The organism is Pedobacter sp. AC379 (assembly GCF_979258145.1).
This window is the reverse complement of record NZ_OZ409839.1, coordinates 677,132-701,808: the sequence shown is the minus strand read 5'-3', so window position 1 is coordinate 701,808 and position 24,677 is coordinate 677,132. Positions and strand designations below refer to the sequence as shown.

Here is a 24,677-nt window from a genome sequence, read left to right as displayed (position 1 = left end):
AGTTTAGATGTTTGATTTAGTCAATATACCTATTAGTATGCATTATGCAGAAAATGTTACACTAATATTTGTATTTGTCTTTCCAGTTTTGCCTAAGTTTTTCTCTCAGCTTCTCTTCTGCGGCATTTTTACCCGGATCGTAAAGTTTAGTACCACTTAATTCATCAGGAAAATATTCCTGTGGAGAAAAATTTCCTTCATAGCCATGCGAATACTGATAATCTTTTCCATAACCGATATTTTTCATCAGTTTGGTAGGTGCATTACGGATATGCAAGGGTACAGGTAAATTGCCCGTTTGTTTAACCAAAGCCTGCGCTTTATTAATGGCTTCGTATGATGCATTACTTTTAGGCGAACTGGCCAAATAGGTTACACATTGGGAAAGAATTATCCGTGCCTCGGGATAACCGATTACATTTACTGCGGTAAAACAGTTATTGGCCAATAATAAGGCATTTGGGTTGGCATTACCAATATCTTCTGAAGATAAAATCAATAACCTGCGTGCAATAAACAGCGGGTCTTCGCCACCTTCTATCATCCGCGCCAGCCAGTAAACCGCCGCATTGGGATCGCTTCCACGGATAGATTTTATAAATGCCGAAATAATATCGTAATGCTGTTCTCCGGCTTTATCATACAAGGCAAGGTTCTGCTGTGCGTGTGCCAGCACATTTTCGTTGGTGAGCACAATTTTATTTCCGCCAATACCGTTGATGGCAATTTCGAGTACGTTTAATAATTTTCGCGCATCGCCACCAGATAATCGGATTAAAGCTTCGTGCTCTTTTATCGTTATTTTTTTCTCTGCAAGTATTATATCTTTTTTAATGGCCGTTTGCAATAAAACAACCAGTTCGGTTTCTGTTAAAGACTTTAAAATGTATACCTGGCAGCGGGAAAGTAATGCGGAAATGACTTCGAAAGATGGATTTTCGGTTGTTGCACCAATTAGTGTAACTAAGCCCCGCTCTACCGCACCGAGCAAGCTATCTTGCTGCGATTTACTGAAACGGTGAATCTCATCGATAAATAGAATTGGCAAACCCAAAAAGCTGTCTTTTAACTGCGCCGCACGGTCAATTACTTCTCGAATATCTTTTACACCACTATTTATGGCACTCAAATTAAAGAAAGGGCGATCTAATGCCTGCGAAATGATATAGGCTAAAGTTGTTTTGCCAACGCCTGGCGGACCCCAAAAAATCATGGACGGCAGTTGACTGCTTTCTATTGCTTTACGTAAAACTGCTCCTTCTCCAACCAGATGCTGTTGACCAACATATTCATCAAGATTTTGAGGGCGCATACGTTCGGCTAATGGAGGCAGGTTTTGCATAATGGTAAATATATAAAAATTGAGTATTTTGTTTGTCGATTATTTACTAACCAAATATCGACAGCACTTGCTCCTGGCTAAAACAAAAGGACAGCTGCTTTAGTTCTAATTTAATATTATGGACATTAAAAACTTAGATCACCTTGTACTAACAGTTGCCAATTTAGAAAGCACATGCAAATTTTACAGCCTTGCCCTGGGAATGGAAATTATTGAGTTTGGCGAAAACAGAAAAGCTTTAAAATTTGGCGATCAAAAAATTAACCTTCACCAATACGGAAGCGAAATTGAGCCTAAAGCCTTTAAACCCATGCCCGGAACGGCCGATTTATGTTTTATTACCGATTTTCCACTACGTGAAGTAATGCAGGAACTTAAAGAAAAATGCATCGAAATTGAAGAAGGACCTGTGGAACGGACAGGCGCAAATGGAAAAATTACATCCATTTACCTTCGCGATCCGGATATGAATTTAATTGAAGTGAGTAATTACTTGTAACCAAGCAGTTTTTTTGCCACGGAGACACTGATTGACAAGGAAATTATTCAGCGTCATTTCCACGCAAGTGGGAATCATAATGCGCATTACAATACTGAGTAATTTGCTACTAAGTTTTTTCATCCCATCCTTTACTTGCATTAAGATAGCCAATCAAGTTCGGAATGACGTTACTAGGGAATTATGCTTCAAAATCTAATCCTCTATTTTCGAATGGTGTTTGGTATCTTTCATGGTTGTGTACAAAATCAACGAGATTAAAATACATCCGGTTACATACCAATAAAAATAACTTTCGTGCCCTATATTTTTAAACCACAAGGCAAAATATTCTGCCGTGCCACCGAAAATGGCAACAGTTAAAGCATAAGGCAAACCTACGCCTAAAGCCCTGATTTCGGCAGGAAACAGCTCTGCCTTAACTACAGCATTAATGCTGGTATAACCACTTACAATAATTAAAGCACCGATCATCAATAAAAAAATGATTGTGGTATTTGTTTCGCCTGCCAATCCATTTAAAATTGGATAAGTACATAAAGTACCTAGTACACCAAAGCCGATCAATAAGGGTTTGCGGCCTATTTTATCGGATAGTAAACCAAATAAAGGCTGCAGAATGGCAAAAACCAGTAACGAGATAAAGGATAATGTGGTAGAAGTTTCCTTGGTAAGGTGCACTGTATTTACCAGGAATTTCTGCATATAAGTACTAAACGTGTAAAATGCGATTGTTCCGCCTAAGGTTAAGCCTACTACGGTAAAAACTTCTTTTGGGTATTTTAACAATACCGCTATACCGCCTTTTTTATCTGCCGAGCTTTTGTTTTTAAATGCAGCAGTTTCGTCTATATGCCTGCGCAGATACAAAGCGATAAAAGAGAGTATAGCCCCAATAAAAAAAGGAATGCGCCAGCCCCAATCGTGCAGTTCGGCAGGCGTAAGTAACCAGTTTTGTAAAATGAGCTGAATGCCTAAAGCCAACAATTGTCCGCCGATTAGCGTAACGTATTGAAAACTGGAGTAAAAGCCACGGTGTTTTTTGGTAGCCATTTCACTCAAGTAAGTTGCTGAGGTTCCGTATTCTCCACCGGTACTCAAGCCTTGAATTAACCTGGCAAAAATCAGCAATAATGGAGCGGCAATACCAATCTGTTTGTAGCCTGGCGTTAAGCCAATAATTAGTGAGCCTATCGCCATAATGAGCACAAAAAGCGTCATTGATTTTTTCCTACCCAATTTGTCGGCAATACTCCCAAACAACCAACCACCAATAGGCCGCATTAAAAAAACCTACGGCAAAAATTCCGGCGGTATCCAATAATTGTGCTGTTGGGTTGCTATTCGGGAAAAATGCTGGAGAAAAGTAAAGGGCAAAAGCCGAATAGGTGTACCAATCGTACCACTCTACAAGGTTACCCACTGAACCACCAAAGATTGATTTCAAGCGGTATTCTACACCTTTGATTTCGTTCTGATTTGATGTTTTTTCCATATGGTGAATTATTGGTGAGAAAATTGGACTAACCGAGTTTGTACCGCCAGAAATGAAACTTAAATCAATACCGGTTGTTAATCAAAAATATGATATTTTTATAAAGAAAGAGCGAAGTTATTTTCATTCTGATGTTATTTACTCCTTCTTTCATCAACACTCAATCATAATAAAATGAAAGATAATTTTTCTTCACAATCAGCAGAATATGCGATATACAGACCAACTTATCCGCAGGAGCTGTATGAATATTTATTCACTTTAGTAAAAAACAAGGATGCAGCTTGGGATTGTGCCACAGGAAATGGGCAGGTTGCGCGTATATTGGCCAATCATTTTACGGCTGTTTACGCAACAGATATTAGTGAGAATCAGTTAAAAAATGCTTTACAACTTCCAAATATCACTTACAAAGTTGAACCTGCAGAACAAACTTCGGTAGCCGACAATACTTTCGACTTGATTACTGTTGCACAAGCCATCCATTGGTTTAATTTTGAAGCATTTTATGCAGAAGTTAAGAGAACCTTAAAACCTGATGGCCTTTTCGCAGTAATTGGCTACGGCATCATGTTTATTGATAAAAAAGTTGATAAAGCGGTACATAAGCTTTATGAGGACATTTTAGGCAAGTATTGGGACAGCGAACGGCGATATATTGAGGAGGGTTATAAAACAATCCCTTTCCCTTTTGAAGAAATTGCTGCACCTCATTTCCAAATTAAAACTACCTGGAATTTTAACCAATTAATTGGCTATTTAAATACCTGGTCATCCTTGCAGCACTATAAAAAAGCCAATGACCGTAATCCATTGGAGTATATGTTTACTGAACTTAAAGAAGCCTGGGGCAATGATGCCGAGAAAGGTGTTCACTTTCCGGTTTTATTTCGTATTGGGAGGTAAGTTTAACCACAAAGCAAAAGAAGAAAAATACAATGATCGCAAAGCTGGATATTATCAGTACTCTGCGCTTCTTGGCGAAGTCCTCCATGTTCTTTGCGGTAAAAATCAAAGAACTATTTCAATAATTCAATAATACCTAAAACAGTTAGTTTTTACCACCGAGAGAACAGAGGTAAGGCACAGAAAAAACTGAGTTATTTCCAGGCGGAATATTTATTAACCTCTATGTTCTCTGTGGTTAATTAATCTTTTAGCCAACTTTAAAGAACCTAAAACAGTCAGTTTTTACCACCGAGAGAACAGAGGTAAGGCACAGAAAACACTGAGTTAATTTCCAGTTAGGATAGTTATTAAACTCTATGTTCTCTGTGGTTAATTAATCTTTTAGCAACTCCAGAATACCTAAAACAGTCAGTTTTTTCTGCTCACCACTTTGCATATCTTTTAGGGTAAGTTCGCCACTGGCAATTTCATCTCCTCCGATTAATATCACATAAGGGATTTTTTTCGCATCAGCATAAGCCATCTGTTTTTTCAATTTCGCTGCACTTGGGTATAATTCGGCAGAAATACCTGCATTTCTTAATTGTTGAACAATTGGCAAAGCATATTTTTCAGCTTCTGCATCGAAGTTGCTAATCAATACTTTTGTACCAACTTCTGTAGTGGCAGGGAAAAGGTTCAGTTCTTCCAATACATCGTAAATGCGGTCGGCCCCGAAAGAAACACCAACTCCGGTTAAATCTTTTAACCCAAACATTCCTGTTAAATCATCGTATCTACCGCCACCGCCAATACTGCCCATGGCTACTTCGTTGGTTTTAACTTCGAAAATACAGCCGGTATAATAGTTTAAGCCCCGAGCCAATGTAATATCGAGTTCCAATTTAGCGGTTAGTGGCAAGCCATAAGAAATCAGACTTTCTACATATTCAAAAACCTGCTCAATTTCTGCTATACCTTTTAAACCTGTTTCAGATTCTGCCAATACATCTTTTAAACTGGCTATTTTTTCTTCGTTACGGCCTTCCAGTAAAATTACCGGACGGAGTTTTTCTAAATCAGTTTCAGTAAAACCACGCTCAATAAGTTCTTTACTTACTCCATCCAAACCAATTTTATCCAGTTTATCAATGGCAACAGTCATATCGATAATTAAATCTGGTTTGCCAATAATTTCAGCGATGCCAGATAAAATTTTACGGTTGTTAATTTTTATTGTAAAATCTTTTAGTCCCAATTTGCTCAAAGCTTCATTGTAGATTAAAATAAATTCGGCTTCGTTCAGCAAACTTTCAGATCCTACTACATCTACATCGCATTGATAAAACTCGCGATAACGGCCTTTTTGCGGTCGATCGGCCCGCCATACGGGTTGCACCTGAAAACGTTTAAAAGGTAATGTAATTTCGTGCTGGTGCATTACTACATAGCGTGCAAAAGGCACAGTTAAATCGTAACGGAGGGCTTTTCCAGAGATTAAGGGAATAAGCTTATTGCTATTGTCATCTTCAGCGAAATCGAAAGATTTTTTTTTAGGATCTTTAAGATACTCACCGCTATTTAGAATTTTAAAAATCAGTTTATCGCCTTCGTCGCCATACTTACCGGTTAAAGTAGAGAGATTTTCGAAGCTTGGGGTCTGGATTTCTGCATAACCATATTTCCTGAAAACCGTTTTAATGGTATCATAAATAAAATTGCGTTTTACCATTTCAACCGGAGTAAAATCGCGGGTACCTTTAGCTAATGAGGGTTTAATAACTGACATAGCCGCAAAAGTACAAAAATGTAAGGTTTAAACCGATCAGGTTTTTAAATGTAATATTAAATAAACTTGCAGATGCTAATTGTAAACTGCCAATGTTAACTGATTTGGGCGTTTCCCAAGCTACGCAAGGGGCGGGCTTTGCTTATGAGACCTCGCAGGTTTTGAAAACCTGCGAGGTTTGAAAAGTCATTTCCCTAACACTTCTTTTACCATTTCCCTGTTTGGTTTAGAAACGGGTATTTTATCGCCATTATTCATTAAAAGCGTCCCGCCATCTTCTTTTAGCCAGCTTTTTACAAATTTTGGGTTAACCAGATGGCTTTGGTGTGCCCGCAAAAAACCATGTGGTTTTAGCAGATCGGAGTATTCTTTTAATGATTTGGCAATTAACAATTTACCACCATCACTAAAGAAGAAATTGGTATAGTTGTTATCGGCTTCGCATCTGATGATTCCATCAATATCCACATATCTAATTTCATTCTGTTGAGGTAGTGCTATCCTGGTATTTCCTTTAACCACTTCCTTTTTATCGACTCTTTCTTCAACTGTAGCGTTTTGATAAGTAAGCGGAGGGGCAAAGTTTATGGCTAATGTATTCGGAGCAGGATTTGATGATGTACTCCGATTTTTTTTAATCAAAAAGTAGATCAGCATAAAAATGCCACCAAAAAATACGAAAAAGACAAGGCCTGCTACCAAAAGCATAATTATTTCGGGTGCCCCTAACATAGCAGCATGAGCTGCCTGTATGCCATACGCAACAATAAAAGTTAATCCGAAAACTATCCTATTTTTCATTTCCTACCCGCTTAAATCTTTTGAATAAATATAGACATAAGAAAACAAAACCGATCATTACAGCTATAGAGATAAAGCCGACCATAGTTAGGAGAATTATTTCTGGCCCACCAATAGTTGCAGCGTGAACAATTTGCAGGCCTAGAAAAATGATAAAGAAAAATAAAATTAATAACTGTTTCATGTTGATTGATTAATGTTTAACTAAAGTAATCACGTATCATTCATTTAAAAATCAACATTGAGTATTAGGTAGGTTTTGATGAGGATTTAACACTAAGCTTTTAGTATTATATCTATCAAACCTCGCAGGTTTGTGAAACCTGCGAGGTTTGAAAAGTCATTTCCCTAACACTTCTTTTACCATTTCCCTGTTTGGTTTAGAAACGGGTATTTTATCGCCATTATTCATTAAAAGCGTCCCACCATCTTCTTTTAGCCAGCTTTTTACAAATTTTGGGTTAACCAAATGGCTTTGGTGTGCCCGCACAAAACCGTGCGGTTTTAGCAGATCGGAGTATTCTTTCAGTGGTTTTGAAATCAGCACTTGATCACCGTTGCTTAGAAAGAAAAAAGTATAGGTATTATCGGCCACACAGCGCACAATATCATCAACCGAAACATAACGGATTTCGTGCTGCTGTGGTAAGGCAATTTTCGGAATCCCAGGTTCATTTTTTTTGATCTGACTCAGTAAAAAATTGAGCTGCTCGCCATGTATTTTGTTTTTGATCCTAATTTCGGCCTTTGCAACAGCGGCTTTCAACTCCTCAGCATCTACTGGCTTAAGCAGGTAATCTAAAGCTGCGGATTTTACAGCCTGAATACCATAATTATCGTAGGCGGTTACAAAAACAACTTCAAAAGTTTTCTCATTAAGTTGGTTTAATAAATCGAAACCAGTTGTTTTACCCATCTGTATGTCTAAAAAAAGCAGATCGGGATGATGGAGATTAACCTGGTAAAAAGCATCTTGTACATTGCTCGCGCTGGCTACTACTTTAATATCCGGACAATGTTTACCCAATAAAATCTTTAAATTTTCTAAATTGGCTGCTTCATCGTCTACTAAAATTGCCCGCATCTTATAACCATTGGCTTAGTGTAATTTTAATTATTGTTCCTTCATTATTTGCTTTCACATCCAGCAAAAATGGGGTTTCCTTATAAATCGAATTTAGTAAAGATATTCTGTTCTTGGTTAATGCCAAGCCCAAACCCGTATAATCTTTTGCAACATCGAAACCGCTGCCATTATCTTTTACACTCAATATAAGATCTGTGGATTTTTTAATAAAATTAATTTCGATCCTACCATCATTTCCCTTTTCGGCAATACCATGTTTTACGGCATTTTCTACAAAGGGCTGTAAGAGCATAGCCGGAATTTCGATATTCTCCACATCTAAATCAGGCGAAGCACTAATCTGATATTGAAAACCAAAACGCAGTTGCTCCATCTGCAAATAATCATCAAGCAAGGTCTTCTCAGAAGTTAAACTGATGAGTTCTTTATGATCTAACACATTCCGTGTTAGTCGTGCAAATTTAACAAGGTAGCGATTGGCATTATCGATTTCATTTTTGTTCATCAGTGTTTGGATACCTGCAAGTGCATTAAATAAAAAATGCGGGTTTAATTGCGAACGAACAGATTCTAACCGGAGTTTCGCAATTTCTTTTTCCCGAGATTTCTGAGCAAGTAACTTGGCTGCCTTTTTTTTTCGGTTATTAAGGATTAGAACCGCAATAAATGCACAAAACCCACCAATTATGGCACTTCTCCATAGGTCCTTGGATGTGAAAAAATTTTCTTTTGGTTTTTCTACTGTGAAATGAAAAGTCCTAGCCAATGTATTATCCATCCAATAAGAATAAGTACGCGTTTTGGGATATACGATAATCTCATATTTACCGGAACTAGTAAAATTTTCAACATTGATATCCCCAATTACCAAATTAGTACCCTTAATCAATTTCCATTTAGGTTCTAGCGTAGCAGAAGAACGGGCATCAACATGATCAACAGTTACTGAGTATAGAATATTAAAATCTGTATTTTTCATCGTAACTCTAATCCCCTTTACTTTTTCATTTACGATTATGGTGGCCCTATTTTTAATATCCTTGGTTATTTTTTTTTCTAATACCTTAAATGATAAAGATTGCGGTGATAAAATTGGTTTATTGTATATAAATACTCGGTTAACTCTTTTTTTATTATCAATTCTAAATATTTGAACTTCGATTTTCTTATTTACAACATTAAACGTACCTAAATCTACAGCTACGTAATTTGGCAATACACTGCCTTTGCCCCACTTATATTTTATTTTAGTTGGGATTTCATCCTTTTTAAGTATTACAGAATCATTCTCTATAATTGAAAACCTGTAAAAACTCAAACTGTCTTTCTGGATCCGGCTTTCAAGCTCAATTGATGTTGCACCTTTTAATAAAACTACATTCCCTAAAGCAAGATTGTTTAAGTATTCGAATGGGGTAACCTGTTTAGTACCACTATCTACCACTAGAAATATATTGCATTTAGAAAATTTATTTGCAATAGAATAGTGCATCGGATTACCATATTCATCAACCAGATATTTATTTTTCTGTGCATTCGCCACTAAAGCAAAAAGCAATAAAGAAAAGGAAAGAATTAATTTTTTCATGCGTTTAATTTTCCATAAACATCTTGTAAAAAATCTGCTTAAGAAACCTTAAAACAGGATGTGGCATGAATAAACTTGTAAAAGTGGGCGTTGAGACAGGATTTAGATTTGAGAGGAATTATATTTTTCGAAGAGATGTATTTCACTACCATTGACTGGGTTGAAAAGAAAAATCGTCATCTCGACTGAAGCGTAGTCCCGAACGTTCGGGAGAGAGACCTATGTTAGATAGATTTCTCGGCTGCGCTGCACTTCGCTCGAAATGACGGTAAGCTGGAGATAATATCGCTTTAATTACCCTCCAGCTTTTTTTACTTTATAGCCATCTTTCTGAAGGATACCCATTACTTTATCGCGTACATCGCCCTGGATCATGATTTCGCCATCTTTAACGGAGCCGCCTACACCACATTTTGTTTTTAGCATTTTGCCTAAAACGTCTAAATCTTCTGATTTACCCCTGAAACCTGTAATTAATGTTACTGCCTTACCCCCCCTGTTTTTTTTATCGAGCATTACCCTTAAATCCTGCTGATTGTTTGGCGAGGTAACGGTATCATCAACTTCTTCTTCGTATTCGAATTCAGGATTGGTAGAATACATAATTCCGCCAAGATCACTTAAACTATTTTTCTTTGGTTTCATGTTTTATAAAATTCATTGGTTTACTGGCAATTGGTTAAGTCGTTGATGGTTTGACGGTCGGATTGTTCTAAATCCTCAACTCCAAATTTAACTAAGGCACAATCACTTTTAAAGAAAGCGGCTTTATCATTGCTTCTATCTCTGTACCCATTTGTAAAGGTTCGCCATCAACATGCACCGCGCCTGCTTCTTCCCTAATAATTTTAATATTTTTTCCTTTAATAATTTCAATCATGTCTGATGTTTCGGCTTTGCCCCTTAACATTACATAACCCAAAACCGGCAATTTTATTATTGGAAAAGGTTTAATAATACAAACATCAAGCAAACCATCTTTTACTGATGCATTAGGCGAAATAAAAACATCGTTTCCGTATTGAGAGGAATTAGCAATGCTAATGGCAAAAGCTTTTCTTGAATATTCAACACCATCGATATTTAACAGGTAAGTTTGTGCTTTATAGTTAAAAACTTCTTTAAAACCCAGCTTTACATAACCCGATAATCCGCGTTTTTTATCTTTCGAAAAAACAGCACTCAAGTGTGCATCGAAACCCATTCCTGCCAAATTAAAAAAGCATTTCTGGTTAAATTCGGCAGTATCAATTTCATCTATTTTAAAATTATTGATGATGGAAAGGGCATACTTCAAATTTTTCGAAATATTTAAAAACCTGGCCAGGCCATTGCCTGATCCCAGTGGCAGAATGCCTAAAGTTTTATCATGCTTTAAAACTTTTGTGGCCACTTCGTTTATTGTTCCATCCCCTCCCGCAGCAATAATTACATCGAAATTTTTGGTTGCTGCTTCATCAGCAAGTTCGCCGGCATGGCCAACGTATTCGCTAAAAACGAAATTCGGGCTAAACTTTTCTTTATCCAGATATTTATCAATAAAATCGGGAATACGTAATTTCCCTCTCCCACCAGAGATAGGGTTTATGATAAAGAGGATATTGATCTTTGTGTGCAAAGTGTAAGAATGAGTGCACAAAATAATCTATAATTTTTGAAATAAAGAAAATATGCTAATTTTGCGACAGTAAAAAGTGGATTGATTTGCTATCCCGATACTTCGGGACCGGATTGCAACCACTTAAAAAAATTGCTAATACCTCCTTTCAATACTTTAAAAACCTGTTTACAAGGGGTTTGGCAATCTTAAATTTGTTTATTTATCATTAAATATTTAATAAATGTCATATTTATTTACATCAGAATCTGTTTCTGAAGGTCACCCAGATAAAATCGCCGATCAAATTTCGGATGCATTAATTGATAATTTTTTAGCTTTCGATCCGGAATCAAAGGTTGCCTGCGAAACTTTGGTTACTACTGGTCAGGTTATTTTAGCTGGTGAGGTAAAATCTAAAACTTATTTAGATGTACAACAGATTGCGCGTGATGTAATTAAGAAAATCGGTTACACAAAAAGTGAATATATGTTTGAGGCCAACTCTTGCGGAATTTTATCTGCAATACACGAGCAATCTCAAGACATTAACCAGGGTGTAGATAGATCGAATAAAGAAGAACAAGGTGCTGGTGATCAGGGTATGATGTTTGGTTATGCCACCAACGAAACTGAAGATTATATGCCTTTGGCATTAAACCTTTCTCATAAATTATTACAGGAATTGGCTGTTTTGCGCCGCGAAAATAATGAAATCACTTATTTACGTCCGGATGCAAAAAGCCAGGTAACTTTAGAATATGATGATAACAATAAACCAGTTCGCATCGATGCCATTGTTATTTCTACGCAGCACGATGATTTTGATGAAGAAACGGCAATGTTGGCTAAAATCAAAACTGATCTGGTAAACATCCTTATTCCTAGAATTATCAAAAGCAATCCTGCTTACGCACACTTATTTAATGATAAAATCGAGTACCACATTAACCCGACCGGTAAATTTGTAATTGGCGGTCCGCATGGTGATACTGGTTTAACCGGAAGAAAAATTATTGTTGATACTTATGGCGGTAAAGGTGCACATGGTGGTGGCGCATTTTCGGGTAAAGATCCAAGTAAAGTAGATAGAAGTGCTGCATATGCTACACGCCATATCGCTAAAAACCTGGTGGCAGCTGGTGTTGCTGATGAAATTCTTGTTCAGGTATCGTATGCTATCGGTGTTGCAAAACCAATGGGTATTTATATCAATACTTATGGAACGGGCAAAGTGGGTAAAACAGATGGAGAAATTGCTAAAATTGTAGAATCGATTTTTGATATGCGCCCTTACTTTATTGAGCAACGTTTAAAATTAAGAAATCCAATTTATAGCGAAACTGCTGCTTACGGGCACATGGGCCGTACGCCAAAAACAGTGAGCAAAACTTTTAGAACCCCAAATGGTGAAGAAAAAACAGTTACTGTTGATCTGTTTACCTGGGAGAAATTAGATTACGTAGATCAGGTTAAAACTGCTTTCGGTATTTAATTCTTATAAATTTATATGAAAAGGCGTTTTGCATAAGGCAAAACGCCTTTTTTATTGCGTTAAACTTGCGAAATTTGCTTGTGCCATGGCCTGTTTGAACTTTGTAAGTTGGCTAACCTTTTTTTTGAAAGGCAGATTCCTAAGCAGTTCGTGATAAAATTCAACTTATTTTAAAGATTATTTAGCTTCATAAATGCCATTTCTTTTTCAGCAATATGATCATCATCTATCGCATAAGATTTGATATTGGCAATTTTCATTTCATCAATTACATCTACAAAATTCTGGAATCTTGCGGTTTTGCTCGGCTTGATAATAACAATCATATATTTGGCTGGATTGTGTTGATGGGTTTGGGCAACCAACTGTTCATTTGCCATGATTTCTTTTTGAATATCAGCCACTGGTATAACTTTCATATTTGCCTTTTCGATGGTACCCATGTAACAAACGGTCTTGTTATTTTTTCCCAACAAGATCGTCATGGTGCGCGATTCGGGGTAATTAACGACCAAATCAACATCGGTTTTATCCGGCTTCGCAATGTCGGCTGCATTTAAAGAGCCCAAAGAAGTGGTGAGCATAAAAAACGTGGTTAATAAAAACATCAGATCTACCATTGCAGTAAGATCTACCCTTGGTGCAGGTTTTTTTGTTCTTCCTTTTGCAGCCCTGCCGCTTTGAGATTCGTTTAGCGTTGCCATAATATTTAGGTTTTTTAATGATGATGACAAGCCAGATTAAATTGCATAAAAAAAGCGGTTAAAAATTTAACCGCTAAACAAAAATCCTCATTCCAAAAAGGAACGAAGATGATACATTACTTCACCGCCTCAATTACCCCGCAACCTACTCTTGGGCCTGAATTACCTGTAGGCTGTGTAGTATAATCATCAGTGCCACCATGCACAATAATACCGCGGCCAATTATGTTTTTAACATCGCCATCTTTAATATTCCATCTATCGGTAGTTACCGAAAGTGTGGCATGGCCTTTACCGTCTAACTTAATGTTGCCAATGTCGCCACTATGGTAAGCACCAGATCCCCATTTTCCATGCGCTTCTTTCGTAGGGTTCCAATGGCCGTGGGTATTTTCGCCCATATTGCCGCAATCACCATGTTCGTGAAAATGCACAGCAACATTACTGTCGGCCCGTGCAGCAAAATTCATTTCAATATCCATTTTAATTTTTCCATCGCTCAATTCGTAAAACTTTGCCGTTCCAATGGTTTTACTATTGTCGGCTGTTTCGGTTAATGTGGCTTGGGCAATTTCTTTGTCGGTTTTTGTACAGGCACTTACAAACGCAACACCTGCAATGGCTAAGCTTAAAAGATATTTTTTCATTATTTCAAAATTTAGTTCACATAACAAACAGATTGACAATCATTTGGTTTGCTTTAAAAAGAGCAAGTGCCAAAACCATTTCCAGTACGACTTGTTTACTCAATATAAAATCGTATAACTATGGAACGCCCAGTTGCAATGAACACTTTGAGTCAAATTTTAGAGAAATTGAGGCTGAAAGGAAAAGATAATGAACTAAAAATTTCTGATCATGGTAAGATGCAAAGTAAATCATTAGGTAAAATTTACCGCCCTGAAGATTTAACTATTGTTAAAACTTACCGCTTTGAAGGAGATTCGGATCCGGCAGATAATTCTGTACTTTATCTTGTGGAAGATCAGGACAAAAATATTGGATATATATTAGATGCCTATGGAATCTATTCGGACAATGACGGTCCATCTTTCGACGATTTCTTAAAAAAGATTCCGACGGAAAATAGAGATGAACAGGAATTGTTTGCTTAAAAGCTAACATTTAATATTGGGGAGAATCGGCGTAATCTGATTCTCCCTTTTTTATTTAAAAAAAATTAAGCAGGTATATTTCCGTAATTTTGCGCCTCATTTACGAGCCCCCTGATGAAAAGCAAAATTAATATTCCTCCAATACCCGCTGTTTTACTGTCTATCATCAGTGTGCAGTGTGGCGCGGCAATTGCAAAAGGGCTTTTTCCACAAATCGGGGCTGCAGCAACAGCATCACTACGGATCGGATTATCTGCCGTAATTTTATTCATCGCTTTTAGGCCAAACCTATTTAAACTTAATGCCAAACAATGGAAATATGTAATTCTTTACGGCGTTTGTTTGGGCGTAATGAATATGGTATTTTACATGGCCATTGCCCGCATACCAATCGGTTTAGGCGTAACTTTAGAATTTGTTGGCCCACTAGGGCTGGCCATTTTTGGTTCTAAAAAACCTGTCGATTTTTTATGGGTATTACTGGCCGCCGCGGGTATTGCATTAATTGCCCCATGGACAAGCACTGGCTTAAATGTTGGTGGCGTGTTACTTGCTCTTTTAGCTGGTGTTTTTTGGGCTGCTTATATTATACTTGGCGGTAGAATTTCTAAAATTATGAAGGGTGGCGATGCCGTGGCCATCGGGATGTTGTTTGCCACGATAGTGATACTGCCATTTGGTATTTTTGGTGGTGGATTTGGTACGTTAAACCCTAAATTAATAGGTTTAGGAGCAGCACTTGCTCTACTATCAAGTGCCATTCCATTTACCTTGGAAATGAGAGCCCTTAAGCAGCTTCCTGCCCGGACTTTCAGTATTTTAATGAGTCTTGAACCTGCCATGGCTTCACTGGCGGCATTGGTTTTTCTGCACGAATATTTATCTTTAACAGAATGTTTTGCTGTTGCATTTGTGGTAATTGCTTCTGCCGGCTCATCTTTAACAGCCAAACGTGCAAAATTGTAACTAAGCCAGTTTTTCGGTTTTGTAAATTATAATATCATCTGTAAGCGTTGCGGCCTGTTCAACAAAGCTTAAAATGTAAGGTTGCTTGTTGTGCGCATCCAAACCCAACTGATCTTTCCATTCTTCCTGAAAGATGAAAGTTCGATCACTTACAGATTCATGCAAATCGTATTGGATACAGGCTTCCTCTTTACGAGAATTAGCCACCATATCCAATAAAACAGCTTTTAAAGCTGCTGTTGTTGTTTCTTTGCTCTTAACTATTGCTGTTAGATAAATGCTCATATATTGCTGTGTTTAAAAAATTTTTAGTTAAATGTTCTTGGTATAATTTTAATGCGCCTATAATATCCGCATTTTTTTCTACGTCGTGAAAGTGGATTCCGTTTATCCGTTCCATACCGGTAAAAGCGTTCATTCTATGAAAACCGAATAACACGCCATCATCTACACTGGTTTGCATAAAAAATTCTTCAGGTATTGTAAAAGCTTCTTTAGGGGCATTCCATGATGAGGTTACCATATATTTGCGCCCGTGCAGCATGCCACCGGTTCCGTAATTTCTGGTTGGGTTATCTGCCTTGCGGCCATCGCTTATGTAAATTCCATTTTTATGCCCTTGGGTGAACACTACATCTATATATTTTTTAAAGCCATGCGGTAACTGGAACCACCAAGTTGGCGTATGGTAAATAATCACATCGGCCCAAACATATTTCTCTACTTCTTCTTTTGGGTTATAATCATGGTTAATATTGGTTGTTTTCACCTCAAAACCATCTGCTGATGAAAAGAAATCGGCCGTTGCATCAGCTATCGTTTCGTTAAATCTTCCTCCCGAGTGCCCAAACTTTTGGCCTCCGTTAATGATGAATATTTTTGTCATTTCGTATTTCTATTTTTGATACCACAAAATTACACCCTGCCCAAGTATTATTAAAATAAGTTAATTCATATCTTTGTATCAGAATTATAATACTTAAAACATGGTTAATTTAGAATGGTACAGAAGTTTTAAAGCGATTTATAAAACCGGAACTTTAACTGGTGCAGCAGAAAACCTGTTTATTTCGCAACCGGGCGTAAGCTTGCATTTAAGTTCTTTGGAAAGTTACGTTGGCTACAAACTTTTTGAGCGTACAGGAAGGAAAATGATCCCGACAGAAAAAGGTAAAGTATTGTATAATTTTATAGTAGAACCGCTGGCAAAGCTTGAGGATGCTGAAAAACATTTTCAAAAAAGCACCGAAAAACATACGCCAACCATTAGTGTGGGCATGTGTTTTGAAACTTTTCAGATTACACTCGAACAATATATTTCTACCTTGCCCTTTAATGTGATTATCCGTTTTGGAGATTATCCTGAAATGCTCGATCAGTTGGATAAAGGTATTTTAGACTTAATTATTACACCGCAAAAGGGAAATTCGCCCAATATTGCGCACGAGGCATTTTCATCAGAAACCATTGTTTTGGTAGGTGGCGAAGAAACAGACAGTGGCACTTTTAACGCCTTGGTTAAAAAGAAAGATTTACCAGGGATGGAAGCCTGGCTAAAACAACAAAAGTGGTATGGTACCGCAGGTGATATGGAACATCTTTTACGTTTTTGGCAACTTAATTTTGGCAAACATGCCGATTTCAGGCCAAATTATATTGTTCCGAACCTCAACTCAATTGTGCGCTGTTTATCTGGTGGAAAAGGCCTGGCCATTATTCCAGATTTCCTTTGCAAAAAAGAAGTGGAAGATGGAAAGGTAAAAGTAATATGGGAAGGCACATCAAAACTGACCAATACATTATACTTTGGTTGTAGGAAAAACACCCAATATGCATCAGAAATCCATATAATTAAAAAACTTTTTAAGGAGGTTATGGTTAGTATATAGTTTGAAATGATGTTGGTTAATCCTTTTATTATTTGAAACTTAGATAAAATATTTATTTTAGGTCATCCCGATAAAATTTTATAATGAATCAATCCAGTCATCTCCTAAGTAACGATCAATTAATAGCAGTCTTTAATTTAACGCATACCGCAACTGCAGTTCATGTTGGTGAAGATGCGGTTATCCAGGCGGCAAATGATGCGATGCTTAGAATTTGGGGGAAAGATAGAAGTGTGATCGGAAAATCACTTGAAGATGCCCTGCCTGAATTAAAAGGACAGCCTTTTATTGATATGTTTAGGAAAGTATGGTTGGAAGGCCTTGTTATTGCCGGAAAAGATACTGCTGCCGACATTGTAATTGATGGTGAGCTGAAAACCTTTTATTTTGATTTTGAGTACCGCGCAATAAAAAATGATGAAGGTAAAACCATCTGCATTTTACATACTGCAATTGATGTAACCGAACGTGTACTTAAGAAAGAAGCTATAGAAAGAGAAAACGAAAAAGCGGAAGCCTTAGAACGCGAACAGGCCCTTAATGAAGAACTTGCCGCCACAGTAGAAGAACTTGCTGCCACCAATGAAGAGCTGGTATCTACAAATGAGGAACTGCAGCAAACACAAGAAAGTTTGCATGTTTTAAATAATGAACTTGAACTAAGGGTGGTTGAACGTTTTAACCAACTTTCGGAAAGTGAAAAACGTTTTAAAACAATGGCCGAGGGAACCGATATATTTATTGCTGTTGGCGATGAAAATGGAAGTGCTGTTTATTTTAACAAACCCTGGACAACATTAACCGGCCGATCGATGAATGATCTCCTTAATTTTGGCTGGGCAGATCTGATCCATCCGGAAGACCGCGATAACTATTTAAATATTTACCTTACTGCATTATCGGACAAAAAACCATTTTCAGGTGAATTTAGAATTTTGACCAAAAAAGGCGATTACCGATGGTTGTTGGCGAGCGGCCCTCCCCGCTTTCATGCTGATGGATCATTCGCTGGTTACATTAGTTCGTGTGTTGATATTACCGAAAGAAAACTCATCGAAATAGAACGCCTTAATTTAAATAAACTCATCGAAGCCAGTTCCGAATTTATTGCATTGTCTGGCTTAGACATGTACATACAATATTTAAATCCTGCGGCTTTAATAAAATTAGGCTGGACAAATTTTGCCAATAGAACCATTTTGGATTGTGTTTTCCCTGCAGACAGACCTGCCGCAGAAAAACTTTTACCTGGTATTTTGGAAAATATTAATTTCAGACAGGAAATCCGCTTCTGGAATGAAAAAACAGGCAACCCTTTTTGGATTGAATGGAATGGTTTCACCATTAAGAATGATAAAACCGACCAAATAATCGCCATAGCATCGGTTAGTCCGGATATTACCGAAAGAAAACTTTATCAGGAAGAGCTTCAGGACATTAACATGGAAATGGCAGCAGCAAATGAGGAGTTGGCCACAACCAATGAGGAGCTTGCGCAAACACATGAAGACCTGATTCAATACACCAAAAAATTAGCAGATAGTGAAGAAAAATTACTTCAGGCGATAGATACAGGTAGAATGGGCACCTGGAGCATCGACCCTAAAACATTAGAAGTTACCCTATCGGGCTTTGTAAAAAACTTACTTGGCTTACCGATGAACGAGCCTGCTAAAATGGAAACAATCATGAGTGTAATTAACCCGGATTATCATGATATGTTGAATACTGCTTTAAGCAATGCATTAAAAAACCATTCATCAAGCGATACCGAATATCCAATAAAAAATTTAGTTACCGGTGAAGATAAATGGGTTAGGTCTACCGGAAGGGTTTTCGAAGATCAGCATGGCAATGCGATAGAATACTCTGGTCTTTTTATTGATATTACCGAGCAGAAACTGGACGAACTTCGAAAAAATGATTTCATTGGAATGGTGAGTCATGAATTAAAAACACCTTTAACAGCCATTAACGGTTTTGTGCAGGTGTTGCAGCGCAAGGCTAAGAAAGACGAAGATAATTATGAAATCATTGCTTTAGACAAGGCCCATAGCCAGATCCGTAAAATGACGACCATGATTAATGGTTTTTTAAACGTATCCCGCCTGGAATCTGGAAAATTATTAATCGAAAAAACAGATTTTAGCTTAGATCAGTTATTGAAAGAAACCATTGAAGAAACTTATATCTCGCAATCATCACACGAGATTATATTGCACCCCACCTGTAATGTGAGTATAAATGCCGATCGGGATAAAATTGGCAACGTAATTTCGAACCTGATCAGTAACGGTTTAAAATATTCGGATAATGGAACACGCATTGAAGTAAACTGTAAATTGCACGATAAGGAGGTCGAAATCCAGATCAAAGATGAAGGTATAGGTATAAATCAAGCAGACATAGATAAACTTTTCGAACGTTATTATCGGGTAAAGGGCAACCATACCATTTCTGGATTTGGTATAGGGCTATATTTAAGTGCCGAAATTATAGAAAGACATGGTGGCCGGATATGGGCAGAAAGTGAAGAAGGAAAGGGCTCTGTTTTTCATTTCACTTTACCTTTGAGTTAAATTTTGTTGTGGTTTTTACCGCAAAGCGCTCAAAGTTTTTCGCAAAGTTCGCTAAGTTTTTTAGAGAAAAACATTCATTCTTGCGCAGGCGGAATTTTAATGATTATTCCAGTATTTATTCTTTTAGTACATTAACCATTCAAGCTGGCCATGAGGGTAAGTTTTTAGTTTAACTTCGCTGAGCCCTAATCTATCTTTAAACCCTCCAAAAGGGCATCGTCAACCAAATTTGGCAGCGTAATTTTTAAAGTGTCCGTCCGCTCCATTTCTCGTTCAATAGCAAAGCGGGCTTCTTTATTACGTGCCCAACTTCTTCTGGCAATGCCATTATTTACATCATAAAAAAGCATATTCTTCAATTTTTCTGCGGCTTGTTCGCTTCCATCAAGCACCATTCCGAAACCACCGTTTATTACTTCTCCCCAGCCTACGCCGCCTCCATTGTGGATTGATACCCAGGTTGCCCCCCTGAAACTATCGCCGATAACATTATGAATGGCCATATCTGCTGTAAATCTGCTTCCATCATAAATGTTGCTTGTTTCTCTAAAAGGAGAATCCGTTCCGCTTACGTCGTGATGGTCTCTACCTAAAATAACCTGAGCCGACAATTGCCCTGTATTGATCGCTTCATTAAACTTAAGCGCAATCTTGGCCCTTCCTTCAGCATCCGCATATAAAATCCGGGCTTTTGAGCCTACTACCAATCTATTTTCTTTTGCCGCAACAATCCAGTCGATATTATCTTGTAACTGCTGCTGTATTTCTTGCGGCGCATTCAGCTTAATTTCTTCCATTACTTCTTTCGCTATGCGATCGGTTAAATCGAGATCTTTTTCATTGCCCGAGGCACAAACCCACCTAAAAGGGCCAAAACCATAATCGAAACATAAAGGGCCTAAAATATCTTCTACATAGGATGGATACTTAAAATCAATCCCATTTAGGACCATTACATCGGCACCTGCCCTACTGCATTCCAAAAGAAAAGCATTTCCATAATCAAAAAAATAAGTTCCTTTGCTATGGTGTTTATTTATGCTTGTAGCTTGCCTTTTTAACGAATCCTGAACATACAATTTAAATTCTTCCGGGGCATTTGCCATCATTACATTTGCTTCTTCAAAACTTAAACCTACCGGGTAATATCCGCCAGAATAAGGATTATGTAGTGAGGTTTGGTCTGAACCAATCGTTATCTCAATATTTTCTTCATCAAATTGTTCCCATACTTCTACTACATTACCGATATAAGCTAGCGATATATTTTCTCTTTTTTTCTGAGCAATCCGCACTCTTTGCACCAGTTCTGCTAAATTATCAATTAGCTCGTTTACCCAGCCTTGCTGATGCCTTTTTGCAGCCGCTTTTGGATTTACCTCTGCACATACTGTAATACAACCCACAATGTTGCCCGCTTTGGTTTGTGCACCGCTCATGCCACCCAAACCAGCCGTTAAAAAGATTTTGCCTGCTACATTTCCTCCGTAAAAACCTTTCTTTCGAAAAGCATTCATTAAGGTGATTGCCGTACCATGAACAATGCCCTGAGGCCCAATATACATGTAAGATCCTGCGGTCATTTGTCCGTACTGAGTTACCCCTAAGGCATTAAATTTTTCAAGGTCGGCGGGTGTTGAATAATTTGGCACCATCATGCCATTGGTAACCACTACACGGGGCGCAGCAGTGCCTGATGGAAATAATCCTTGTGGATGCCCGCTATAAATATTCAGCGTTTGCTGATCGGTCATTGTAGCCAGGTATTGCATGGTTAAAAGATACTGCGCCCAATTCTGAAAAACACTCCCATTGCCGCCGTAGGTAATTAGCTCTTCGGGGTGTTGCGCAATTGCCGGATCGAGGTTATTCTGAATCATAAGCATAATTGAAGCCGCATGTGGCGTGCAACAAGGATATTCTGTTATTGGCCTTGCATAAATATCATAATCGGGCATAAAACGGTACATGTAAATATGTCCGTAGTTTTCCAGTTCATTTAAAAATTCATAAGCAAGTTCTTTGTGCCACATTTCAGGAAAATAGCGCAATGCATTCTTAATACTGAGTTTTTTTTCATCTGCATTTAAAACAGCTCTTCTCACTGGTGCATGGCTAAGTGTTTCATTCCTTTTTCTGTGTAGAGGCAATGTTGACGGAATTCCTGCCAGTATCTGTGCTTTAAAATCCATATTTTCGCAATTTTAAATTGTTATTTCAATGTAGATTCTACTGCATTGGCAACAGCTACAATTTTGCCTTTTTTCACCATTTCGATAGCATTTTCCATTCGATTGTACATAATCTGATCTTCTTCAAAATGGTCAATTTCAGTCCGCACAAAATCATGTACCGCAGCGAGTATTTTACCAGGCTTTAATGGTTGATGGTAGTCTATAGCCTGTGCAGCACAAAACAATTCGATACCCAATATTTTTTCTACATTTTCGATTACCTGTAAGGCTTTACGCGCACTAATGGAACCCATGCTCACATGGTCTTCCTGGCCGAGTGAAGTTGGAATACTATCGGCACTGGCCGGGAAACAAAGTCCTTTATTTTCACTTGCCAATGCTGCTGAGGTATATTGCACAATCATAAAACCAGAATTTAAACCAGTTTCTTTCATCAATAATTTCGGCACGCCAGGCGTATTTCCTTCTAGAGAGAGGTAAATTCGCCGATCGCTGATGTTTCCGATTTCTGAGGCCGCTAAGCAGGCATAATCTAACGGCAAGGCGAGCGGCTGACCATGAAAGTTTCCTCCGCTGATGGTTAAATCATCATTAAATATAACGGGGTTATCGGTTACAGAATTGAGTTCGATTTCCAACGCTTCTTTTAAATGTATCCATGCCGTTCTGGAGGCACCATGCACCTGTGGAATACACCTTAACGAGTAGGGATCCTGTACTTTGGCGCAACCGGCATGCGATTGCATGATTTCTGAACCCTGCAAAAACTTCCGTATCTGCGTTGCTACCGTAACATTTGCCGGATAAGGCCTTAATTGATGAAGTTGCGCATGAAAAGGTTTTTCTGATCCTTGCAAGCCTTCAATCATCATAGCCGAAATAATATCTGCCGAGGCAAGCACATTTTCTAACCATTGCACCACTTTAACGGCATGGGCTGCAATAAACTGCGTACCATTAATTAAAGCAAGACCCTCTTTCGGGCCCAATTGCAAAGGCTGTAACCCATGTTCTTTTAAAAGATCAGCTGTAGCAATAATTTTATCTCTATAATGAACTTGGCCTAAGCCTATCAAAGGTAAAAACAGGTGTGATAATGGAGCAAGATCGCCAGAGGCCCCAACCGACCCTTGCTTGGGCACCAATGGTGTGGCACCAGTTTCTAAAAACCAGATCATCCGATCGAGCGTTTCCACCCTAATCCCTGAGTAACCCTGCGCCAAGGCCTGTAATTTTAAAACGAGCATCAGTTTCGATATTTCAACATCTATAGGTTCGCCAACACCAACTGCATGGCTTTTTAGAATATTTTCTTGTAATTTACGGGTATCCGCAGCCGAAATCATGGAGGTACATAATGGACCAAAACCGGTATTGATGCCATAAACTGCCTTATCTGAAACCGCAATCCGCTCCACAACTTTACTGCTTTTAAGCACTTTAGAACGTGTAGTTTCACTTAAAAAGCCCTTAATTTCTCCATTGCATATGGCCAAAGCCAATTTAGCCGTTAAATAATCTGTTCCGTAATTAAATATCTGCTGCTCGCTCATGCTGGAAAGGTTTTAAACAAAAATAAGCCCTATATTTGATACCTATAAATACCAATTACATCATCATGTAATAACCATGGGTTATCAAATCGAACTTAGACATTTAAAATATTTCCAGGTTTTGGCAGAGGAATTGAAGTTTAGAAAAGCTGCCGATCGCCTTTTTATTTCTCAACCTGGCCTAAGCAGGCAGATTAAACAGATGGAGGAAATTTTTAACGCCCCACTGTTCGATCGCAATAAGAAAAAAGTGGAACTTACAGAAGCTGGTATATACCTTAAAAACGAGGTTGATTTTTTGTTCAGCCATCTCGAAAACATTAAAAAACAGGTCAGCAATATTAATGAGGGCAAGCAGGGTGAACTCCGAATTGGTTTTTTAGGCTCGGCGGCACAAAAAATTGTGCCCGAAGTTATTTTTAAGCTAAATAAAGACTTCCCCGAAATTAGGACCAACCTAGATGAAATGCCCAATAAATTACAGGTGGAATTATTGGAAAAAGACATGCTCGACGTAGGTTTTGTGCGGATGCAACAGTTTAAACCCGGCATTTCGAAACACATGATCCATCAGGATACCTTTTCACTCGTATTACCCAAAAGCCACCCCATGAAGAAGGCTAGTTTTGAAGCGGTAAAAAAATTGGGTAACGAACCTTTTATCTTTTTTTCAAGTGATGACAGTCCTTTTTATTATGATTTAATGATGAGCATTTGCGAAGATCATGGCTTTAAACCCAAAACCTACCACAAATCTGTTAATGCGCTCACTATTTACAAACTGGTAGAAGAAGGCCTTGGCATTGCCATTGTACCAACTGCTTTGCAATATGGCTATCAGGAAAACGTAAAGTTTGTAGAGCTTACGCATATTTCGCAAAGAACGGAGCTCTATATGATCTGGAAAGAATCTAACCGCAACCCAGCGTTAAAAAATGTGATTAAATTGTTGTTGGAGGATAAGGTTTAGGTTATAGTAGATATTCTGACATTATCAACTAAACAGATCCAAATCCTCTCCAAATTGCCTTTTAAGTTCGGAAACAATGTCGTCGATTGTCCATTTCTTTTTGGTATTTACAGCCTTTTTAACCA

24 protein-coding genes are annotated in these 24,677 nt (G+C 38.0%); 8 read left to right on the top strand and 16 right to left on the bottom strand.

Annotation, left to right across the window (positions count from 1 at the left end; all coding sequences use genetic code 11):
* Positions 1-61: 61 nt before the first annotated feature.
* Positions 62-1,342 carry a replication-associated recombination protein A gene (locus ACZZZW_RS03075; RefSeq protein ID WP_463492243.1) on the bottom strand — a complete coding sequence of 427 codons (1,281 nt, stop codon included), beginning with the start codon at positions 1,340-1,342 and terminating at the stop codon, positions 62-64.
* Positions 1,343-1,460: 118 nt separating this feature from the next.
* Between ACZZZW_RS03075 and ACZZZW_RS03070 the strand changes: the two genes are divergently transcribed.
* Positions 1,461-1,841 carry a VOC family protein gene (locus ACZZZW_RS03070; RefSeq protein ID WP_055909375.1) on the top strand — a complete coding sequence of 127 codons (381 nt, stop codon included), beginning with the start codon at positions 1,461-1,463 and terminating at the stop codon, positions 1,839-1,841.
* Positions 1,842-2,036: 195 nt separating this feature from the next.
* On the opposite strand, the gene ACZZZW_RS03065 is transcribed toward ACZZZW_RS03070, so the two are convergent.
* A complete protein-coding gene (locus tag ACZZZW_RS03065; RefSeq protein ID WP_463492242.1) occupies positions 2,037-3,125 on the bottom strand; it encodes an MFS transporter in 1,089 nt (362 codons plus the stop codon).
* Positions 3,073-3,336, bottom strand: coding sequence for a hypothetical protein (locus tag ACZZZW_RS03060; RefSeq protein WP_463492241.1), 264 nt, complete (start codon positions 3,334-3,336; stop codon positions 3,073-3,075). Before ACZZZW_RS03060 ends, ACZZZW_RS03065 begins: the two co-directional genes overlap by 53 nt.
* A gap of 174 nt (positions 3,337-3,510) precedes the next feature.
* On the opposite strand from ACZZZW_RS03060, the gene ACZZZW_RS03055 reads away from it, so the two are divergent.
* On the top strand, positions 3,511-4,242 hold the full coding sequence (locus tag ACZZZW_RS03055; RefSeq protein ID WP_463492240.1) for a class I SAM-dependent methyltransferase: 732 nt from the start codon (positions 3,511-3,513) through the stop codon (positions 4,240-4,242).
* Between the two features lie 376 nt (positions 4,243-4,618).
* On the opposite strand, the gene hisS is transcribed toward ACZZZW_RS03055, so the two are convergent.
* The 7 genes from hisS to ACZZZW_RS03020 form a co-directional block, all read right to left on the bottom strand.
* Positions 4,619-6,013, bottom strand: coding sequence for a histidine--tRNA ligase (gene hisS, locus ACZZZW_RS03050; RefSeq protein ID WP_463492239.1), 1,395 nt, complete (start codon positions 6,011-6,013; stop codon positions 4,619-4,621).
* Positions 6,014-6,199: 186 nt separating this feature from the next.
* A complete protein-coding gene (locus ACZZZW_RS03045; protein ID WP_082458756.1) occupies positions 6,200-6,814 on the bottom strand; it encodes a LytR/AlgR family response regulator transcription factor in 615 nt (204 codons plus the stop codon).
* Positions 6,804-6,998 carry a hypothetical protein gene (locus ACZZZW_RS03040; RefSeq protein WP_055909386.1) on the bottom strand — a complete coding sequence of 65 codons (195 nt, stop codon included), beginning with the start codon at positions 6,996-6,998 and terminating at the stop codon, positions 6,804-6,806. The genes ACZZZW_RS03045 and ACZZZW_RS03040 overlap by 11 nt, the downstream gene beginning before the upstream one ends.
* Positions 6,999-7,154: 156 nt before the next feature.
* Complete coding sequence (locus ACZZZW_RS03035) at positions 7,155-7,898, bottom strand: LytR/AlgR family response regulator transcription factor (protein WP_055909388.1); 744 nt, start codon at positions 7,896-7,898, stop codon at positions 7,155-7,157.
* 1 nt (position 7,899) lies between these two features.
* A complete protein-coding gene (locus tag ACZZZW_RS03030) occupies positions 7,900-9,489 on the bottom strand; it encodes a sensor histidine kinase (RefSeq protein ID WP_463492238.1) in 1,590 nt (529 codons plus the stop codon).
* Positions 9,490-9,783: 294 nt separating this feature from the next.
* Positions 9,784-10,134 (bottom strand): translation initiation factor, encoded by a 351-nt coding sequence (locus ACZZZW_RS03025; RefSeq protein ID WP_055909394.1) that lies wholly within the window; start codon positions 10,132-10,134, stop codon positions 9,784-9,786.
* A gap of 91 nt (positions 10,135-10,225) precedes the next feature.
* A complete protein-coding gene (locus ACZZZW_RS03020) occupies positions 10,226-11,107 on the bottom strand; it encodes a diacylglycerol/lipid kinase family protein (RefSeq protein WP_235526074.1) in 882 nt (293 codons plus the stop codon).
* Positions 11,108-11,330: 223 nt separating this feature from the next.
* On the opposite strand from ACZZZW_RS03020, the gene metK reads away from it, so the two are divergent.
* The gene (gene metK / locus ACZZZW_RS03015; protein ID WP_055909400.1) at positions 11,331-12,581 is read left to right on the top strand and encodes a methionine adenosyltransferase; all 1,251 of its coding nucleotides are present in this window, start codon (positions 11,331-11,333) and stop codon (positions 12,579-12,581) included.
* A gap of 170 nt (positions 12,582-12,751) precedes the next feature.
* On the opposite strand, the gene ACZZZW_RS03010 is transcribed toward metK, so the two are convergent.
* Positions 12,752-13,285, bottom strand: a complete 534-nt coding sequence (locus ACZZZW_RS03010; protein ID WP_463492237.1) for an ExbD/TolR family protein — start codon at positions 13,283-13,285, stop codon at positions 12,752-12,754.
* A gap of 116 nt (positions 13,286-13,401) precedes the next feature.
* Positions 13,402-13,932, bottom strand: coding sequence for a superoxide dismutase family protein (locus ACZZZW_RS03005; RefSeq protein ID WP_235526075.1), 531 nt, complete (start codon positions 13,930-13,932; stop codon positions 13,402-13,404).
* Positions 13,933-14,052: 120 nt separating this feature from the next.
* Between ACZZZW_RS03005 and ACZZZW_RS03000 the strand changes: the two genes are divergently transcribed.
* Positions 14,053-14,400: a hypothetical protein gene (locus tag ACZZZW_RS03000; RefSeq protein WP_055909404.1), complete on the top strand. Its 348-nt coding sequence runs from the start codon at positions 14,053-14,055 to the stop codon at positions 14,398-14,400.
* 114 nt (positions 14,401-14,514) lie between these two features.
* A complete protein-coding gene (locus tag ACZZZW_RS02995; protein ID WP_055909407.1) occupies positions 14,515-15,366 on the top strand; it encodes an EamA family transporter in 852 nt (283 codons plus the stop codon).
* Here the strand turns inward: ACZZZW_RS02995 and ACZZZW_RS02990 are convergent, their stop codons facing one another.
* A complete protein-coding gene (locus tag ACZZZW_RS02990) occupies positions 15,367-15,651 on the bottom strand; it encodes a putative quinol monooxygenase (protein WP_055909410.1) in 285 nt (94 codons plus the stop codon). It abuts the gene before it with no gap.
* Positions 15,623-16,252: an NAD(P)H-dependent oxidoreductase gene (locus ACZZZW_RS02985; RefSeq protein ID WP_463492236.1), complete on the bottom strand. Its 630-nt coding sequence runs from the start codon at positions 16,250-16,252 to the stop codon at positions 15,623-15,625. The genes ACZZZW_RS02990 and ACZZZW_RS02985 overlap by 29 nt, the downstream gene beginning before the upstream one ends.
* Positions 16,253-16,352: 100 nt before the next feature.
* On the opposite strand from ACZZZW_RS02985, the gene ACZZZW_RS02980 reads away from it, so the two are divergent.
* Positions 16,353-17,255: a LysR family transcriptional regulator gene (locus ACZZZW_RS02980; RefSeq protein ID WP_463492235.1), complete on the top strand. Its 903-nt coding sequence runs from the start codon at positions 16,353-16,355 to the stop codon at positions 17,253-17,255.
* An 83-nt stretch (positions 17,256-17,338) separates the two neighbouring features.
* On the top strand, positions 17,339-19,834 hold the full coding sequence (locus tag ACZZZW_RS02975) for a PAS domain S-box protein (RefSeq protein ID WP_463492234.1): 2,496 nt from the start codon (positions 17,339-17,341) through the stop codon (positions 19,832-19,834).
* 185 nt (positions 19,835-20,019) lie between these two features.
* On the opposite strand, the gene ACZZZW_RS02970 is transcribed toward ACZZZW_RS02975, so the two are convergent.
* Together ACZZZW_RS02970 and hutH are read right to left on the bottom strand one after the other, a co-directional pair.
* On the bottom strand, positions 20,020-22,026 hold the full coding sequence (locus ACZZZW_RS02970) for a urocanate hydratase (protein ID WP_463492233.1): 2,007 nt from the start codon (positions 22,024-22,026) through the stop codon (positions 20,020-20,022).
* A 20-nt stretch (positions 22,027-22,046) separates the two neighbouring features.
* Positions 22,047-23,582, bottom strand: coding sequence for a histidine ammonia-lyase (gene hutH, locus ACZZZW_RS02965; RefSeq protein WP_463492232.1), 1,536 nt, complete (start codon positions 23,580-23,582; stop codon positions 22,047-22,049).
* 76 nt (positions 23,583-23,658) lie between these two features.
* Here hutH and ACZZZW_RS02960 point away from each other — a divergent pair, with 76 nt between their 5' ends.
* On the top strand, positions 23,659-24,552 hold the full coding sequence (locus ACZZZW_RS02960; RefSeq protein ID WP_055909427.1) for a LysR family transcriptional regulator: 894 nt from the start codon (positions 23,659-23,661) through the stop codon (positions 24,550-24,552).
* The last annotated feature ends 125 nt before the right edge of the window (positions 24,553-24,677 follow it).